Source organism: Fluviirhizobium alvei, assembly GCF_030551875.1.
Classification (GTDB): domain Bacteria; phylum Pseudomonadota; class Alphaproteobacteria; order Rhizobiales; family Rhizobiaceae; genus Rhizobium_E; species Rhizobium_E alvei.
In genome coordinates, this window is record NZ_JAUOZU010000016.1 from 25,837 (window position 1) to 43,656 (window position 17,820).

20 protein-coding genes are annotated in these 17,820 nt (G+C 59.0%); 13 read left to right on the top strand and 7 right to left on the bottom strand.

Annotated elements, in window-relative coordinates; genetic code table 11:
• Positions 1–12 precede the first annotated feature (12 nt).
• From Q4481_RS19755 to deoA, 6 genes are read left to right on the top strand one after another with little or no spacing between them, the layout of a single operon-like run.
• On the top strand, positions 13–1,548 hold the full coding sequence (locus Q4481_RS19755; protein ID WP_304378119.1) for an ABC transporter ATP-binding protein: 1,536 nt from the start codon (positions 13–15) through the stop codon (positions 1,546–1,548).
• Positions 1,545–2,675 carry an ABC transporter permease gene (locus Q4481_RS19760; protein WP_304378120.1) on the top strand — a complete coding sequence of 377 codons (1,131 nt, stop codon included), beginning with the start codon at positions 1,545–1,547 and terminating at the stop codon, positions 2,673–2,675. Before Q4481_RS19755 ends, Q4481_RS19760 begins: the two co-directional genes overlap by 4 nt.
• 3 nt (positions 2,676–2,678) lie before the next feature.
• Positions 2,679–3,650, top strand: coding sequence for an ABC transporter permease (locus Q4481_RS19765; protein WP_304378121.1), 972 nt, complete (start codon positions 2,679–2,681; stop codon positions 3,648–3,650).
• Between the two features lies 1 nt (position 3,651).
• Complete coding sequence (locus Q4481_RS19770; RefSeq protein ID WP_304378122.1) at positions 3,652–4,050, top strand: cytidine deaminase; 399 nt, start codon at positions 3,652–3,654, stop codon at positions 4,048–4,050.
• Positions 4,047–4,841, top strand: a complete 795-nt coding sequence (locus tag Q4481_RS19775; RefSeq protein WP_304378123.1) for a purine-nucleoside phosphorylase — start codon at positions 4,047–4,049, stop codon at positions 4,839–4,841. The genes Q4481_RS19770 and Q4481_RS19775 overlap by 4 nt, the downstream gene beginning before the upstream one ends.
• Before the next feature lie 16 nt (positions 4,842–4,857).
• On the top strand, positions 4,858–6,168 hold the full coding sequence (gene deoA, locus Q4481_RS19780; protein WP_304378124.1) for a thymidine phosphorylase: 1,311 nt from the start codon (positions 4,858–4,860) through the stop codon (positions 6,166–6,168).
• Here deoA and Q4481_RS19785 read toward each other — a convergent pair.
• From Q4481_RS19785 to Q4481_RS19815, 7 genes are all read right to left on the bottom strand, one after another.
• Positions 6,161–6,670, bottom strand: a complete 510-nt coding sequence (locus tag Q4481_RS19785) for a TIGR02281 family clan AA aspartic protease (RefSeq protein ID WP_304378125.1) — start codon at positions 6,668–6,670, stop codon at positions 6,161–6,163. The two genes, deoA and Q4481_RS19785, sit on opposite strands and share 8 nt — an antisense overlap.
• Before the next feature lie 129 nt (positions 6,671–6,799).
• A complete protein-coding gene (upp, locus tag Q4481_RS19790) occupies positions 6,800–7,429 on the bottom strand; it encodes a uracil phosphoribosyltransferase (protein WP_304378231.1) in 630 nt (209 codons plus the stop codon).
• A gap of 93 nt (positions 7,430–7,522) precedes the next feature.
• Positions 7,523–8,491, bottom strand: a complete 969-nt coding sequence (locus Q4481_RS19795; protein WP_304378126.1) for an adenosine deaminase — start codon at positions 8,489–8,491, stop codon at positions 7,523–7,525.
• Positions 8,488–9,708 carry a phosphopentomutase gene (locus Q4481_RS19800; protein ID WP_304378127.1) on the bottom strand — a complete coding sequence of 407 codons (1,221 nt, stop codon included), beginning with the start codon at positions 9,706–9,708 and terminating at the stop codon, positions 8,488–8,490. Before Q4481_RS19800 ends, Q4481_RS19795 begins: the two co-directional genes overlap by 4 nt.
• A gap of 110 nt (positions 9,709–9,818) precedes the next feature.
• Positions 9,819–10,433 (bottom strand): pilus assembly protein, encoded by a 615-nt coding sequence (locus tag Q4481_RS19805; RefSeq protein ID WP_304378128.1) that lies wholly within the window; start codon positions 10,431–10,433, stop codon positions 9,819–9,821.
• Positions 10,430–11,047, bottom strand: a complete 618-nt coding sequence (locus Q4481_RS19810; protein ID WP_304378129.1) for a TadE/TadG family type IV pilus assembly protein — start codon at positions 11,045–11,047, stop codon at positions 10,430–10,432. The genes Q4481_RS19805 and Q4481_RS19810 overlap by 4 nt, the downstream gene beginning before the upstream one ends.
• Before the next feature lie 151 nt (positions 11,048–11,198).
• Positions 11,199–11,558 carry a pilus assembly protein N-terminal domain-containing protein gene (locus tag Q4481_RS19815; protein WP_304378232.1) on the bottom strand — a complete coding sequence of 120 codons (360 nt, stop codon included), beginning with the start codon at positions 11,556–11,558 and terminating at the stop codon, positions 11,199–11,201.
• A gap of 510 nt (positions 11,559–12,068) precedes the next feature.
• Here Q4481_RS19815 and Q4481_RS19820 point away from each other — a divergent pair.
• From Q4481_RS19820 to Q4481_RS19850, 7 genes are all read left to right on the top strand, one after another.
• Positions 12,069–12,242 carry a Flp family type IVb pilin gene (locus Q4481_RS19820; RefSeq protein ID WP_304378130.1) on the top strand — a complete coding sequence of 58 codons (174 nt, stop codon included), beginning with the start codon at positions 12,069–12,071 and terminating at the stop codon, positions 12,240–12,242.
• A 229-nt stretch (positions 12,243–12,471) separates the two neighbouring features.
• Entirely contained in the window at positions 12,472–12,642 is a 171-nt protein-coding gene (locus Q4481_RS19825; protein WP_304378131.1) for a Flp family type IVb pilin, read from the top strand.
• An 89-nt stretch (positions 12,643–12,731) separates the two neighbouring features.
• Positions 12,732–13,238, top strand: coding sequence for an A24 family peptidase (locus tag Q4481_RS19830; RefSeq protein ID WP_304378132.1), 507 nt, complete (start codon positions 12,732–12,734; stop codon positions 13,236–13,238).
• 141 nt (positions 13,239–13,379) lie between these two features.
• Positions 13,380–14,201, top strand: a complete 822-nt coding sequence (cpaB, locus tag Q4481_RS19835; RefSeq protein ID WP_304378133.1) for a Flp pilus assembly protein CpaB — start codon at positions 13,380–13,382, stop codon at positions 14,199–14,201.
• 15 nt (positions 14,202–14,216) lie between these two features.
• On the top strand, positions 14,217–15,755 hold the full coding sequence (locus tag Q4481_RS19840; protein WP_304378134.1) for a type II and III secretion system protein family protein: 1,539 nt from the start codon (positions 14,217–14,219) through the stop codon (positions 15,753–15,755).
• 11 nt (positions 15,756–15,766) lie between these two features.
• Positions 15,767–16,474, top strand: a complete 708-nt coding sequence (locus tag Q4481_RS19845) for a CpaD family pilus assembly protein (RefSeq protein ID WP_304378135.1) — start codon at positions 15,767–15,769, stop codon at positions 16,472–16,474.
• A gap of 51 nt (positions 16,475–16,525) precedes the next feature.
• A complete protein-coding gene (locus tag Q4481_RS19850) occupies positions 16,526–17,815 on the top strand; it encodes a CpaE/TadZ family protein (RefSeq protein ID WP_304378136.1) in 1,290 nt (429 codons plus the stop codon).
• The last annotated feature ends 5 nt before the right edge of the window (positions 17,816–17,820 follow it).

Below are 17,820 nucleotides of genomic sequence, written 5' to 3' on the forward strand. Positions count from 1 at the left end.
ATATGGGTGGTCATGAGCGAATTCGCAATCGAACTCAAAGGCATCGACAAGAAATTCGGTCCGGTGCATGCCAACAAGAACATCGACATCAAGATCCGCAAGGGAACAATCCACGGGATCATTGGTGAAAACGGCGCTGGCAAATCCACGCTCATGTCGATCCTTTACGGTTTCTACCAGGCCGACAAGGGCGAAATCCTGATCGATGGAAAGAAGATCGACATCAAGTCGCCCTCGACCGCCATCGCCTCGGGCATCGGCATGGTGCACCAGCATTTCATGCTGGTCGAAAATTTCACGGTTCTCGAGAATGTGATGCTGGGCGCCGAGGAAAGCGAAATCCTCAACAAGGGCATCGTCACCGCCCGCCAGGCCCTCAAGCGCCTCGAAGACGAATATGAGATGGAAGTCGATCCCGATGCGGTGATCGAGGAGCTTCCCGTCGGCATCCAGCAGCGCGTCGAGATTCTGAAGGCGCTCTATCGCGGTGCCGAGATCCTCATTCTTGACGAGCCGACGGGCGTTCTGACCCCGGCGGAAGCGGATCATCTGTTCCGCATTCTCGGTCAGTTGAAGAACCAGGGAAAGACGATCCTGCTCATCACCCACAAGCTGCGCGAGATCATGGCCGTCACCGACGAAGTGTCGGTGATGCGACGCGGCGAGATCGTCGCCACCCGCACGACTTCAAAGACCAATGTCGAAGAGCTGGCCGAGCTGATGGTGGGCCGTCACGTGCTGCTGCATGTGCCGAAAGGCGAGTCCCATCCGGGCGACGTCAAGCTTTCGGTTCGCAACCTCACGGTCAAGGATGGCCGTGGCGTGACGATGGTCGACAATGTCTCGTTCGACGTGCGCGCCGGCGAGATCGTTGGCGTCGCAGGCGTCGCAGGCAACGGCCAGTCGGAGCTTCTGGAAGCCATAGCCGGCATGCGTCGCGCCGCCGGTGGAACGGTGACCTTGAACGGCGAGCCTGTCGATGTGACCGGCAAGGCGAGCCCGGCCAAACTGCGCAAGCGCGGCCTCGCCCATGTGCCGGAAGACCGCCACCATACCGGCCTCGTGCTGAAGTTCGAGGAAAGCGAGAATGCCATTCTCGGCTATCACAACGATCCCGAATATACCAAGGGCTGGCTGCTCGACATCAACGCCATCCGCGCCGATGCGCAGAAGAAGATCGAGCAATATGACATCCGCCCGCCCAATCCGCGGCTGAAAACGGCGAATTTTTCCGGGGGCAACCAACAGAAAATCGTGCTGGCGCGCGAGATGGAACAGGATCCCTCCGTTCTCATCATCGGTCAGCCGACCCGCGGCGTCGATGTCGGTGCCATCGAATTCATTCACAAGCGCATCATCCAGATGCGCGACCAGGGCAAGGCGATCCTGCTCGTCTCTGTCGAGCTCGATGAAATCCGTTCGCTATCGGACCGTGTTCTGGTGATGTTTGCCGGACGCATCGTCGGCGAACGTTCGCCTGATACGCCGGAAGGGGAACTGGGCCTGCTCATGGCCGGTGTCGAAGACAAGAAGGAGGCAGCCGAATGAGCGCGCCATTCGTAAAACTGCCCGCCTGGGCGGAATATGGCCTGGTGCCGCTGGTCAACCTCGTGATTGCCTTTCTCGTGGCAGGGCTGGTGGTCGTGTTCGCCGGGGAAAACCCGTTGCGGGCTGCCTATCTCATGGTGTCGGGCGCATTCGGTTCGGGTGAAGGCATCGGCTATACGCTGTTTTATGCCACCAATTTCATTTTTGCCGGCCTTGCCGTGGCCGTCGCCTTTCACGCTGGCCTGTTCAACATCGGCGTCGAAGGCCAGGCCTATATTGGCGGCATCGGCGTTGCGGCGGCCTGCCTGGCTTTCGACAACAGCCTGCCCTGGTACATCGTCTTTCCGCTTGCCATTGCCGGCAGCGCGATTACCGGCGCGCTCTGGGCGCTTGTTCCCGCCTGGCTGCAAGCCTATCGCGGCAGCCACATCGTCATCACGACGATCATGTTCAACTATCTCGCCAACCAGTTGATGCTGTGGCTTCTTCTCAATGTCTACAAACCGGTCGGCTCGATGGCCCTGCAATCGCGCACGTTTGCCGAAGGCGGGCAATTGCCGAAGCTCGACTGGTTGCTGGCAATGTTCGGCCTCAACATCCGTGCCGCACCGTTCAACATGTCCTTCCTGTTGGCGCTTGCCGTATCGTTCCTCGTCTGGGTTCTGATCTGGCGGACACGGCTCGGCTATGAAATGCGCACACTCGGCAATTCGGCCGGCGCTGCGCGCTTTGCCGGCATTTCCGAGAAGAAGATCATCATCGTTTCGATGCTGATCTCCGGTGGGCTCTCCGGCATGCTGGCCATCAACTCGATCATGGGTGACCAGTTCCGTATCCAGCAAGATTTTGTTGCCGGTGCCGGTTTCGTCGGCATTGCCGTGGCGCTGATGGGCCGCTCGCATCCGATCGGCATCGTGCTCGCCTCGATCCTGTTCGGCATGCTCTATCAGGGCGGCGCCGAGATCGCTTTCGACATGCCCAATATCTCGCGTGACATGATCGTGGTGATCCAGGGTCTGGTCATCCTGTTTGCAGGCGCTCTTGAGCACATGTTCCGGCCCGCCATCACGGCCTTGTTCGCGCGGGCAAGGGCCGAAGCGACAGAAACCGAAGCCGCAGGAGCCTGAGCCATGGAAAACATCGACTGGATCATTTCCATCCTGCAATCGACCATCCGCATGTCGGTGCCGCTGATCCTCACAGCACTCGCCGGTCTCTTTGCCGAACGATCGGGCGTCGTGGATATCGGGCTTGAAGGCAAGCTGCTTGCTGCGGCCTTTGCCGGCGCGTCCGGGGCTGCCGTTACCGGCAATGCCACACTGGGCGTCGTGGCTGCCATCGTGGCGTCGCTCCTGTTCTCCGGCGTGCATGGCTATGCCTCGATCTCGCAGCGTGGCAACCAGATCGTCTCGGGCACCGCGATCAATTTCATCGCAGCCGGCGCGACGGTGATCATCGGCAATGCCTGGTTCAATATGGCCGGGCGCACGCCTTCCCTTCCTGCCGATGCCAAGCTCAACCCGATCACCCTGCCCTTTGCCGACGCGCTTCGTGACGTACCGGTGATCGGCCAGATCTATTCGCAGCTGCTCTCCGGCCATTTTCTTCTGACCTATTTCGCCTATGCGATGATTCCGATCAGCTGGTGGATCCTCTACCGCACAAGGTTCGGTCTCCGACTGCGCGCGGTCGGCGAAAATCCCGGCGCCGTCGATACAGCCGGTATTTCGGTGGTCCGGATGCGCTATATGGCGGTTCTGCTCGGCGGCGTCATGGCCGGTCTGGCGGGTGCCTTCCTCTCGATGGCTGTCAGCGCCGGATTCACCAAGGGCATGTCGGCAGGCAAGGGCTTCATTGCGCTGGCGGCACTCGTCTTCGCCAACTGGCGACCGAAGAACATTCTCTTCACCTGCCTGCTGTTCGGGCTTCTCGATTCGCTTTCGATTGCCATGCAGGGCAAGACGGTTCCGCTGGTCGGATCGATCCCGGTTCAGCTGTGGCAGGCCCTGCCCTACATCCTGACCGTGGTGCTGCTCGCCGGCTTCATCGGCAAGGCCACCCCGCCACGGGCTTCGGGCAATCCTTACGTGAAGGAGCGGTAAGATGGCTGTCACCGACATGCTGTTCGATGCGGCACGCACCGCAATGGAAAAGAGCTACTCGCCCTATTCCAAGTTTCCGGTCGGCGCCGCCATCCTCGCCGATGACGGCAAGGTCTATCTCGGCGCCAACATCGAGAACCTCTCCTTCCCGCAGGGCTGGTGCGCCGAGCCGACCGCGATCGGTGCGATGATCATGGGCGGCGGTCGCAAGATCGTGGAGATGGCCGTGATTGCCGAAAAGCTTGCACTCTGCCCGCCGTGCGGTGGCTGCCGGCAGAAGATTTCCGAGTTCGCGGACAAGACGACGCTGATCCATCTCTGCGATGAAGTCGGCGTGAAGAAGACGATGACCATGGACGAACTGCTTCCCTTCTCGTTTGAAACCGAGGTGCTGGGATGAGTGCCGTCGACATCATTCGCGCCAATCTCGGCGATCTACAGCCGAAGACCGCTATCATTCTCGGTTCTGGCCTCGGAACCCTTGTCGCCGGGATCGAGAATGCCAAACGGATCGCCTTTGCAGACCTGCCGGGGTTTCCGGTCGGCTCGGTGTCGGGCCATGCCGGCGAGGTCGTAACCGGGCTTCTATCCGGCCGACCGGTCATCATGCTGTCGGGCCGCGTCCATTATTACGAGAAGGGCGATGCAGCCGTGATGCGCGGCCCGATCGAGACGCTGAAAGCGCTCGGCATCGAAAACCTGATCCTCACCAACTCGGCCGGCTCGCTGCGCGAAGACCTGCCGCCGGGCTCGGTGATGCGCATTTCCGACCATATCAACTATTCCGGCTACAACCCGCTGATCGGCGAAGAGAGCGACCGCCGTTTCGTTGGCATGACGCAGGCCTATGATGTCGATCTGGCCGACCGCATGCAAAAGGCTGCAGACAAGCTCGGTATCCCGCTCGCATCGGGCGTTTACATGTGGTTCTCAGGCCCCAGCTTCGAGACACCTGCCGAAATCCGCATGGCCCGCATTCTGGGTGCCGATGCCGTCGGCATGTCCACAGTGCCGGAAGTCATTCTGGCGCGGTTCCTCGACATGCGTGTGGCCGCCGCTTCGGTCGTCACCAACTACGGCGCCGGCATGACAGGCGGTGAACTGAGCCATGAGGAAACCAAGGAAATGGCGCCGATCGGCGGCCGACGTCTGGCCGAGATTCTGACTGCCATGATTGCCGACGGGCTTTGATCCGTCTGGAGGACATATGATCCCGCAGGAAATCATCCGCGCCAAGCGGAACGGGGAAACGCTTTCGGCTTCCGATATCGCGGATTTCGTCAAAGGCCTTTCGGACAACCGCATCACCGAGGGCCAGGTCGCGGCCTTTGCGATGGCTGTCTATTTTCGCGGCATGAGCCGGGAGGAAACCGTGGCGCTGACCCTCGCCATGCGCGATTCCGGCACCGTGATGAGCTGGTCAGATGTTGCGCGCCCGGTGGGCGACAAGCATTCGACCGGTGGCGTCGGCGACAATGTCTCATTGATGCTGGCGCCCATTGTTGCCGCCTGCGGATTGGCCGTGCCGATGATTTCCGGCCGTGGCCTCGGCCATACCGGCGGCACGCTGGACAAGCTCGAATCCATTCCCGGCTACAACCCCTACCCTTCGCCTCAGCTCTTTCACGACACGGTCAAGACAATCGGCTGCGCCATCATCGGCCAGACCGGCGAGATCGCGCCTGCCGACAAGCGTCTCTATGCGATCCGCGACGTGACGGCGACTGTCGAATCCGTGCCGCTGATCACCGGCTCGATCCTGTCGAAAAAGCTGGCCGGCGGGCTTCAGTCGCTGACGATGGACATCAAGGTTGGCAATGGCGCCTTCATGCAGAGCATGGAGGAAGCCCGCACGCTTGCACGCTCGATCGTGGATGTCGCCAACGGTGCCGGTGTAAAAACCTCCGCCCTGATTACCGACATGAACGAGCCCTTGGCCGATTGCGCCGGCAATGCGCTGGAAATCGCGCATGCGATGGCGTTTCTGGAAGGCGAGATGAATGGAACGCGGGCCCATGAGGCGGTCATGGCGCTTGCAGCCGATATGCTCGTGAATGCCGGGCTTGCTGCCGATACAGAAAGCGCTCTGGCCAAAGCCAACGCCGCACTCGATTCAGGCGAAGCGCGGGCGCTTTTCGGCCGCATGGTGACGGCGCTTGGCGGGCCAGAGGATTTCCTCGATCAATGGCGTGACTATCTGCCGAAGGCGCCGGTCATCCGTCCGGTTCCGGCGCCGAAGGCCGGTTTCGTTTCAGCCTATGCGACGCGCGCGATCGGGCTGGCGGTGATCGGTCTGGGTGGCGGGAGATTACGCCCCGATGACCATATCGATCACCGGACCGGCTTCAGCGCCATCCATCCGATCTCTTCGAGAGTGGAAAAGGGCGAGCCGCTCGCGATGGTTCATGCCGCCGACGACGCGGCGGCCGAGCGGGCCATTGCGGATTTTATTTCTGCGGCAACGCTTGCCGATGGGCCGCAGAAGCGGCGCCCTGTGGTGCTCGAGCGGATCAGTTGATGAGCTTCAGCTCATCATTGTCGGCTCGGTAGGAACCCAGTTTCTTCATGAAGCTCATGCCTATCAGCGTGGCCTTGAGCGACTTGTCGCGAATGACGAGAGCATCGACATTGCGTACCTGTACGGTGCCGATCTCGACCGATTTCAGCGTGATACGCGCGGCCTTGACCTTGCCATTGGCTGTCGTGACATCGTAGCGGAAACGCAGTTCATTTCCACCGTAACCGAGGTTGCGCGCCGCCGTTTCATTCAGGGTTACGAAGGTGGCACCGGTATCGACGATGGCGGCGATCGGCTTGCCATTGAGCCGGAACCGACCCTCGAAATGTCCTTCCGCGTTGGCCTTGACGACATAGGAACGCTCGACCGGTGCCGACGCATCGGTCACATGTGCCTGCATGGCCGCAGTCGGTTCCTGCTTTTTGGGCAGCCCGATGATGGTCGGCACATTGACGGCAATCACAATTGCTGACGACCAGATGAGCAGCGCGCGTCCAATCATGGTTCTTCGTTCCCATTCGATAACATCTCGCCATTCTATTCGAAGGCGCTGATGCAATGGTAAACGAAACGGCGACAGACCAGGGTCGTCGCCGTTTATCTGGACATTCGGTTAACGGTTTATGATCGTTTATTTTGTGCCGTACATGCGGTCACCGGCATCGCCGAGACCCGGCACGATATAGCCTTTCTCGTTGAGATGGCTGTCGATCGAAGCGGTATAGACGGGAATGTCCGGGTGCGACGCGTGGAAATTGCGGATACCCTCGGGTGCGGCCAAAAGGCAGAGGAAACGGATGTTGGTCGCACCACGCTCCTTGAGCTTGTCGATGGCCGCGATCGACGAATTGCCCGTTGCCAGCATCGGATCGACCACGATCACCAGACGCTCGTTGATATCCTCGGGCGCCTTGAAATAATATTCGACCGGCTTCAGCGTCTCATGATCGCGATAGACACCGATATGGGAGACGCGTGCCGAGGGCACGAGATCGAGCATGCCTTCCAGCAAACCGTTTCCGGCGCGCAAGATCGAGGCAAAAACGAGCTTCTTGCCTTCGAGAATAGGGGCGTTCATCGTCTCGAGCGGGGTCTCGATCTCTTCGAATGTGAGCTCGAGATCGCGGGTCACCTCGTAACACAGAAGCGTCGAGATCTCGCGCAGCAGGCGACGAAAGCCAGCCGTAGAGGTCTCCTTCTTGCGCATGATGGTCAGCTTGTGCTGCACGAGCGGATGATTGATGACCGTTACGCCGTCCATGGAGGTGCCTTCCCGAAAGTTTGCCGAAATTCTTCTTTTCACGCCGCAATCCCAGCCGCAAGAGCCGAACGGTTTTTGCCCCAGTTTTCGCGCTCAAAGCCGCTGAAGAAGCCGATTTCGGGTTTCTTCGTCCACAAAGGCCGCCTCGATGGCGGTCCGCGTCATCTGGTTGATCTCCTGATCGGAAAATCCCATCTCGGTCGATGCGATTTCATATTCGCGGGCCAGCGAGGAATGAAAGAATGGTGGATCATCGGAATTCAGCGTCACCTTCAGACCCATGTCGACGAACAGCCGCAGCGGATGCGCCTTGAAGCTCGGAAAGACAGAAAGCGCGATGTTCGATCCCGGACAGACTTCCAGAACCACCCCCTCATCGCGGATCCGCTCCACCAGTGCCATATCCTCGACGGCGCGAACCCCATGCCCGATCCGGCTTGGCTTCACATAATCCAGCGCATCGCGCACCGAATAGGCGCCGCAAAGCTCGCCGGCATGAATGGTAATCCCGAGACCGGCATCGCGCGCGATATCGAAGGCGGGGACGAAATCCCGCACATGGAACATGCGTTCGTCGCCCGCCATGTTGAAACCGCTGATCAGCGGATGGGGCCGCCGTGCGGCAAACTCGGCGGCAGCGATGACACGCTCGGCCCCAAGATGGCGAACGCCGATGACTGTCATCCGGCTTTCGATGCCGAACCGTTGGCGGGCGCGCTCCATGCCGGCACCAAGTCCTCGGATATAGGCTTCGGCACCAAGGCCTGATGCTTCACCATGATCGGGCGACACGAACAGTTCCGAGAATATGGTTCCTGCTTCGGCAAGCTCCGTCAGGTACGTTTCCGCCAGCAGCGCGAAATCCTCCTCGGTACGGAAGAGTTTGGAGGCGGAATCATAGGCGTGGAGAAAGGTCGTGAAGTCGTTCCAGATGTAGGACCCATCCCGGATGAAGCTTTCCGTCGGTTCGTTGTACTTGCGCGCCTGCGCCAGCACCAGCTGCGGCGCTGCCGCGCCCTCGATATGACAATGCAGTTCGGCCTTCTTCAGATGCTGCGTCATAGGAACGACTTTCCATACTTGCCCGGCTCGATCCCGAGATGTTTGGCAATGGTTTCGCCGATATCGGAGAAGCTCTCCAGAATGCCGTGCGAGCCGGCCGGCGTCGTCGGGCCGAAAGCGAGAACGGGAACCTTTTCGCGTGTGTGATCGGTCCCGCGCCAGGTGGGATCGCAGCCATGATCGGCTGTCAGGATCACTAGATCGTGCGGTCGCATGCGCCGGGCGATTTCCGGCAGACGCCGGTCAAAAGCTTCAAGTGCGGCAGCGTAACCCGGGACATCACGGCGATGGCCATAGAGCATGTCGAAATCGACGAAATTCGTGAAAACGAGATCGCCCTCTTCCGCCTTGTCCATGGTGGCGAGCGTGGCATCGAAAAGCGCCATATTGCCGTTGGCCTTGGTCAGTGTCGAAATGCCCTGATGGGCGAAGATATCACCGATCTTGCCAACGGCATGGACCTTGCGCCCGGCCGCCACCAGCCGGTCGAGCAATGTGGGTTCGGGCGGCAGGACCGAAAAATCGCGGCGATTTCCGGTCCGTTCGAACGTATCACGGCTTTCGCCGATGAAGGGTCTGGCAATGACGCGACCGATGTTGAGCGGATCGAGGATCTTGCGCACCGTCTCGCACATGGCAATCAACCGCTCGAGGCCGAACGTCCTCTCATGGGCCGCGATCTGAAAGACCGAGTCCGAAGAAGTGTAGCAGATCGGCTTGCCGGTCCGCATATGCTCCTCGCCGAAACGCGCGATGATTTCGGTTCCGGACGCATGACAATTGCCGAGAATGCCGGGCAGCTGGCATTCCGCAACGATTGTAGCCACAAGATCGGACGCAAAGGCGGTTTCACCCTCGGGGAAATATCCCCAGTCGAACATGACAGGGGTACCGGCGATTTCCCAATGGCCGGATGGCGTATCCTTGCCACGCGAAGTTTCGCAGGCAGCAGCGTATGCGCCAACCGTCTTGTCGGGTTTCTGCATGCCGGCCGGCACATAGCCGGATGCCAGCAGATGCGCATCGACCAGACCGAGCGACGTCAGGTTAGGCAGATGGAGCGGTCCTTGGCGCAATCCCTCGCGGTCGCCGGCGCCACTCGCGCAGAACTCGGCAATATGGCCGAGCGTATCCGACCCTAGATCCCCGTAACGCTCGGCATCCGGCGCGTTGCCGATACCGAAACTGTCGAGAACAAACAACATTGCGCGCGCCATACCAACCTCCCCGGTCGGGCGGCAGATTGGCCAGGGCCCCGACGATTTGTGCTGATCCTGACTAAAACGATGTCAGGATTTTTGCAATCGGATTGGGAGATCGGCTGGCGTCAGGAACAGTCGGAGCAGAGAATCTCGGCTCCGAGACGTTGCCGGTAATAGAATTCCCGTCGGATCGTGACGGATCGGGTTTCGGATTCCGATCCGAGAAACAGGAGCATCGTGTGCGGAAGACTGATCTCCGCCCGCACCAAAAACGATGATGGTGACTGCATGTCATCGGGAACCGGTGCCGTCGACCCTGCGGAATAGGGCACGCCACCATCCTGGTTCCACGACCAGAGGACCCGGGCATTGCCGGCGCTGTCGATTGTGATGCCGCTCACCTTCATCGTCATGCCGGTCGCACTGTGCGGCGCAATCGTCGCTTCGGCCGCATCGAACATCTGCGAAAGGAATGTCTTGCTGACGGTTGGCTGTCGTGTGACGACATCGGCAACCGTGCCGGCCGCTTTCAGAACGTTGCGGGCCGTCGAGTAGCCTGCCGTGACCTCATAGGCGCTGATATAGATGCCGATGAGGATGGGCGCGATGATGGCAAATTCTATGGCCGCAGCGCCTGTCCTGTCGCCCTTGAGGCGGGCTGACACCTTTCGAGCGGCCCGATTGCGAGCCTTGAACCATCCCAGAGCATGAGTCACAGACGAGAGGCGACGGATACTCATTCATATTCCTCGTTCTGGATCGCTGCTGTTGACACCATCAGATAATCAGTTGGCAGAGGATCCCCCTCCGGACGAATGGTGGTCACATAGGGGCGAATGATATCCGTGATGATCTGCCAGCGATAAAAGGCCCGAACCATGTTGATCGAGTTCGGTCCACCCGGGGAAAAGCCGAAGCCCGTCGTATCAAGATCCGCATAATCGGCCGTCGAGACCTTCGGGATCTGCCGCGGCATATCGCCAAATGAGGAGAACTGACGGACATCGATATGCAGTTTGTCCGGCGATGCGGCTTCACTGTCGGAGCACATGTTGAAGACGGCGATTTCCTCGCAAAAAGCTTCGCGGAACTCCACCTCGGTCATATCGGTCGCCTTGCCCTGCGCGAATGTGATTTCTCCGGTCCGGATCTTGCGCGACATGGTTTCCACCGCATTTGCCAGCACCTGTTCGCCGGCGAATGCGAAAAAGGTTTCGAAGGTGGCAAAGGTGAGCATGAGGAACGGAACAGCAAGAATCGCAAATTCGAGGGCCGCAGCCCCCTCACGATTCCTCCGAAAGCCTTTGATCAGGCCGCTGAACGCATGGGTCGATTGTCGTCGCCGCCAATTCATCTCTCAGTCCTACCAGATGGTATGTCAGAGAAATCTAATGGCTGGCTGTTAAATCGAGGTTCCTGAAAACGAGCGAATTTGAACCAATCGGTTCATCTTCAGGAAAGGCATGCCTTCCCTACGGTCATCGAAAAGCGTTTCGCGCGCGGGATTACTCTGTAGAGCTTTCGAGCGCCTGGTGCTCTTCACAGGAAGGCGTGCAGGAAAGAACCGTACGCGATGTCTGCTTATACATACGCACGGTGTTGCCTTCATCGATGGAGACCAGGATACGCTCGTCGAGAAGCGCATTTCCTTCGACATCGAGCAGCACGAGATTGGTGGTTCCAAAGGCTTTGCCGGTCAGAACGATGGTTTTCGCATCAGCGACCGTCGCATCGGCAACCTTTGCATTGCCGACGATCACCTTGGATACCGGCCGATCCAGTTTCAGGATCTTGGCGTGATTGATATAGACGCGCAGCATGCCGTCTTCAGCACGCGTGACGGAACTCATGGACGCAGCGACCATGATCGCCAATGTGGCCAGTTTGAGCTTTCGCACAGCCGTTCTCGATGACGATAGACAACGCATGCCAAGTTTCCGGATCGTTTACCTCAACAAAGGATGGACGGGATTGGTGAAGGAAGCTTTAAGCCCGCCAAATTTTCTGCATTCATGTCCAAAACCGAGATCCCCTTATTAAACACCCCTTACAAATAGGGGCGGCAGAAACGACCATCTGGCCCGATGGGCGCGCGTTTTGACTAGGCAAACAGGGTCATCGCGATCATAAAAACCCTACCCGGACCGGCTTTCGCCTCCGCTTCACTCTTTACTTTCATATATTTATCAAATGACATTTCTATTTTGATGTTTCCGATAAACAGATCTTTCACCAAGCCAGAACTTCCGAGCGATTCATGTTTTAGTAACCGAAATCCTTAAGGAGGTCGCAAGTACCCCCATGTAATCTGTGCTCATCCGATCAACGGGAAACAGTTGGCGGAAGTGCTGAACCAGTTTTACAAGGAGACAACGATGTCCGCAATTTTCGCACGTTTCATGAAGGATGAGTCTGGCGCCACGGCTATCGAATATGGCCTCATCGCCGCTCTTATCTCTGTTGCATTGATCACCGGTGCCGGCGCCCTCGGCAACGCTCTGGACAACCAGTTCAACGCTCTCTCTGGCAAGCTGAACTACACCGGCTGATCCTGAGTTATGCACTTCGCCATAGTGGCCCGCCATCCGGCGGGCCATTATGCGTTTGATCGTCCGCTCATGCGCCTGATGGATCTCTACAGGACAATCCCGGCCGGTTCGGACAACAAGGTTCATGCGCAATTAACCAGCCACGTTAAACAACATTCAACGGAGCTTTGTTAAAAGCGACACATCCCCCGAGGTCGATTGAACGCGCCTCAAACCGATGGAGACTTGCATGGCTTCAGTTGTCGCCCGCCTTCTCAAAGACAAGTCCGGTGCTACAGCCGTCGAATATGGTCTCATCACCGCACTCATCGCGGTTGCGATGCTGACGGGCGCTGGCACTCTCGGTAACGCGCTTGATAATCAGTTCAACGGCCTGGCTGGACAGTTGAATCTGAACTGAACCAACGACCGGCGGACCGCCTCCACCCTGTTGCCCGGTCGGACACCCATGCGGTGGACAAGCATGATCAGAGCGTTTGGATTAAAATCATGATCGAAGCGGCAATCCTCGTTGTGTTTCCCCTGTGCATGGCCATGGCTGCCTTCAGCGACCTGTTGACCATGACGATCCCCAACAGGCTGTCGATCATCCTGATCGGTTCTTTTCTGTGCATTGCCCCGTTTGCTGGCGTTGCTCCCTATGACATCCTCTTGCATCTCGGAGCTGGGCTCGCGGTCTTTGCTGTCTGCTTTGCTCTTTTTGCCCTTCACATCATGGGCGGAGGCGATGCCAAGATCCTGACTGCAAGCGCTGTCTGGTTCGGCATGAACGCTTCGCTGATGCACTATATCGTTTACGTTTCGGTGTTCGGCGGTCTTTTAAGCCTGGTTGTGCTCGCGCTTCGTGCCAACAACAACATGATCCTGGCGTCCGGACTTCGCATTCCTGCAACCATGATGCATGCCAAGAAGATCCCCTACGGAATCGCTATCGGTGCTGCTGCTTTCATGGCCTTTCCGGAATCGCCGTTGATGGCTTTCGTACTCGGGCACTGAAGCCGCAAGTGACCCGATGTCTGGGCTGACCCGGGTATGTTTATGTTGAATTAACTATAAACGTAAGCACTGCGTTAACCATAATTACACCAATTCCTGACCATTCTGCAGCGTGAAATTCCTTTCAGCGCAGGATGACCCATGAAACCCGCCCGCCTTATCATTCTCACAGTCGCACTGGTTGCGGCAGCAGGGGCCGCCTTCATGGCGATGAACCTGACCGGCGAGGAACGGGTCGTCCAGTTGCAGGCCGAGACCGTTGTCCAGAAAGAACCGGTTGTCGATGTGCTGGTCGCAAGCGCGAACCTGCCGGTCGGTTCGAAACTCACCGACGAGGCCATGATCTGGAAGAGCTGGCCTGAAGGCAGCATTTCCGAAGGTTTCATCACAAAGTCGACACGTCCCGAGGCCCTCACCGAACTCAAGGATGCGATCGTGCGCCTGCCGATCTTCGAAGGCGAACCCATTCGCCCTGAAAAGATCGCCGATGGCAACAACGCGGTGCTGTCATCCCTGTTGCCGGCTGGAAAGCGCGCCGTGGCCACCGAAATTTCGGTCTCCACCAGCGCCGGCGGCTTCATCCTGCCGAACGATCGCGTCGACGTGATCATGGTGAAGAAGGATGAAGACGGCACCTATGTGACGGAAACCATTCTCAGCAACATTCGTGTGCTTGCGATCGATCAGGAGATCCAGGAGCGGGAAGAAGGCGCCAAGACGGTTGTCGGAACGACCGCAACCCTCGAACTCAACCCGGATCAGGCCAAGGTCATCGCCGTTGCCCAGCAGATGGCGGACCGGCTGACGCTGGCTCTGCGCTCGGTCGCCGATGCGCAGGAATCCGATTCCCTCGTCGCCGACCATCTCCTGTCGGGCGACAGCGGAACATCGATCCAGGTGATCAAATCCGGCGTCATCCAGAAGCTGAATGATCCCGGCGCCGCCACACAAGACCAACATTGACCGAGGACAAGTCCGATGATTTCGAAAAGTTCCTTTCTTGTCCCTGCCCGGCTGATCCTTGGTTCCGCGCTTGCACTTGCCGGCGTACCGGGAACCGGTGAATATGGCTGGTCAGTACCGGCGGCCGAGGCAGCCAATGCTTCGATCATCAAGATCTCGCAGGTCGGCCCGGGTGTTTCCAAGAAGCTCAAGCTCGGCCTGAGCAAAGCGATCGTTCTCGATCTTCCGGAGGACGCCCACGATATTCTCGTTGCCAATCCGGAAATTGCCGATGCCGTGACGCGCACGTCGCGACGGCTTTACCTGTTCGGCAAGGCCGTCGGACAGACCAACGTCTTCATATTCGGCCCGGGCGGCGAGGAACTGGTCAGCATCGATCTCGAGATCGAACGTGATATCTCCAATCTCGAAGCACAGTTGAAGCGGTTCATTCCCGAATCCGACATCAAGGTGGAAATCATCTCGGACAATATCGTCCTGTCGGGTTCGGTCAGGACGCCGCAGGATGCCTCGCAGGCAGAAAAACTCGCCGAGATTTTCGTCAAGGGCGGTGAAGCGACCACCCGGAATGTGTCCGCGACTTCGACGACAGCAACCGGGGATGCATCGGTCGCCCTCTTCAACGAAGATCGCCAAACATCGCAGATCGTCAACATGCTGACGATCGAGGCAGAAGACCAGGTGACGTTGAAGGTAACGGTTGCCGAAGTCAGCCGGCAGGTGTTGAAGCAGCTGGGCTTCAGCGGCTCGATCAAGGGCGCCAGCGGCGCGATCTCCTTCACCAACCCGACCAATCTTGGCGGATCAAACAACTGGGTCACCGGCAACGCTCTCTCCGGCACGCTCGGCAAATTCGATATCTCGACCTATGTCAACGCCATGGAGCAGGCCGGCGTCATGCGGACACTCGCCGAACCGAGCCTGACCGCCATTTCCGGCGAACAGGCAAAGTTCAAGGTGGGGGGCGAATTCCGTCTCGTGTCGAACCAGGAAATCTCCGAGGACGGCATCACCCGCGAGTCCGAAAGCGTCGAATATGGGATCGAGCTGAACTTCAAGCCGATCGTGCTTTCGCCGGGACGCATTTCGCTGAACATCGAGACCAATGTTTCGGAACCGACCTTCGAAGGCTCCTACGTTTCGGGCGGTACCAAGTCGACGCCGGCCATAACCTATCTCGGCATTCGCAAGCGCGAGGCCAGCACCACTGTCGAATTGCCTTCCGGCGGCTCGATCGTGATCGCAGGTCTGGTACGCGATGAGGTCCGGCAAGCGAGCTCCGGCATTCCCGCGCTTGCGCGGGTGCCGATCCTCGGCTCACTCTTCCGCTCGAAGGATTTCCAGCGCAACGAAACCGAACTGGTGATCATTGCGACCCCCTACCTGGTCCGTCCGGTCGAGCGGTCAAAGCTCGCCCGCCCTGACGACAATTTCAATCCCGAAAGCGATGTCGCGACCTTCTTCCTCAACCGCGTCAACAAGATCTACGGCCGGCGTGAAAATGCGAAGAACCCGGGTCAATACAATGGCGCCGTTGGCTTCATCTACAAGTAAAGGGACAGACAATGGATACCAACCGGATGAACATCTCGCCCCTTTGCCGCAGCCGTAACAGCCGCTTTGCATCCATTGCTGCCATTGCCGTGATGTCCATGGCGGCGCTCACGCTTGCATCCTGCGGCACCGTCCGCCCTGATCGGCAGACGACAGCATCGATCCCGGATGACTATCGCACCCGTCACCCGATCACGCTGGCCGAGGTGGAACATAATCTCGATGTGCCGATCGCCGCCGGCGACATGAGCCTGACACCGGCAACCCGCGATCTGATCCGCGGTTTCGCCCAGGACTACAGTTCGCTGTCTTCCGGCACCATCCAGGTGCTGGTGCCGCAGAATGCCGCCAACTCCGGCGCCACCTATCGGGTCCGCAAGGACATTCAAGGCATCCTGCAGAAGGCGGGCATCCAGGCGAGCCGGATCGTTCAAAGCAGTTATGCGCCGCGCAACAGCGAAGCATCCTCGCCCATTCAGTTGCGGTTTGTCGCGGTAACGGCCGTGACCGACGATTGCGGACAATGGCCCTCCGACCTCGTGGGTCCAACTGCCGTTGAGAACAAGAACTGGGAAAACTTCGGTTGCGCGACCCAGCAAAACCTTGCGGCTCAGATCGCCAATCCGGCCGACCTGGTCGGCCCGCGCGGGATGACGCCGATCGACGCACAACGCCGGGCCACCGTCATCAGCGTCTATCGTGAGGATGGCGGCGCCTGATCGGTTTAGAGAACCGACCAAACGCATGCAGAGTTAATTGGAAAGACGACCATGAGCGCTGTCGAATACCGCATCAATACCGGAGAAGACCAGCCGATCGCCGAAGCTCCGGGGCGGCCGGGCGAACTCGATCATCTGCGCCCGTTGCCTCGAATTTCCGTTCACGCCTTCTGCGCGACCGAGAACATGTACTCGCTCATGGAAAAGCTGGCGCAGGACCGCCGCATGGGCAAGGTCTCCTTCCGGGTCAACCAGGGCGGGATTCCGGCCGCGGTCACCATGTTCGCCTCGGCGCCGACGCCCAATCTCATCCTGCTCGAATCGGCTCCCGATACCCGCTCCTTGATGGACGAGCTGGCGCCGCTGGCCGAAGTCTGTGATCCGTCCACAAAGGTGGTCATCATCGGCCGCAAGAACGACATCCAGCTCTACCGCGATCTGATCCGCAATGGCGTTTCGGAATATCTGGTGGCGCCGGTATCGCTTGGGGATATCATTACGGCCATCGCGTCGATCTTTGTCGACCCGGAAGCGGAACCGCTCGGGCGGTCCATCGCCTTCATCGGCGCCAAGGGCGGCGTCGGATCGTCGACGATCGCCCACAATATCGCCTGGGGCATTTCGAACCTGTTCTCTTCGGAAACCGTGCTGGCGGATCTCGATCTGCCGTTCGGAACGGCCAATATCGATTTCGATCAGGACCCCGCGCAGGGCATTGCCGAAGCCGTCTATTCGCCAGACCGGCTGGACGAAGTCTTTCTCGATCGCCTGCTGACCAAATGCTCGGCCCATCTGAGCCTTCTTGCAGCGCCCTCCCTTCTCGACAGAACCTACGATTTCGATGGCCAGGCCTTCCAGCTTCTGCTCGATACCCTGCATCGGACATCGCCGATCAGCGTTCTCGATGTTCCGCATGTCTGGAACGACTGGACCCGCTCGGTGCTGGCAAGCGTCGATGAAGTGGTGATCACGGCAGCACCCGATCTGGCCAATCTTCGCAACACCAAGAACCTGTTCGACCAGCTGCGCAAATTGCGGCCGAACGACAAGATGCCCCATCTCGTGCTCAACCAGGTGGGAATGCCGAAACGGCCGGAGATCCTTCCGGCGGATTTCTGCGAACCTCTCGACGCCGAGCCAATCGCCATCATCCCGTTCGACAGCCAGCTGTTCGGCTCCGCGGCCAATTCGGGCCGCATGATCGGCGAAATGGATGGCAAGTCCGCAGCGGCAGAAGTGATGAGCCAGATCGCCCATATCGTGACGGGCCGCGTGGCGGTGAAAAAAGCAAAATCCGGTGGGCTGTCGGCAATCCTCGGCAAGCTTTCGAAGAAGAAGTAACAGTA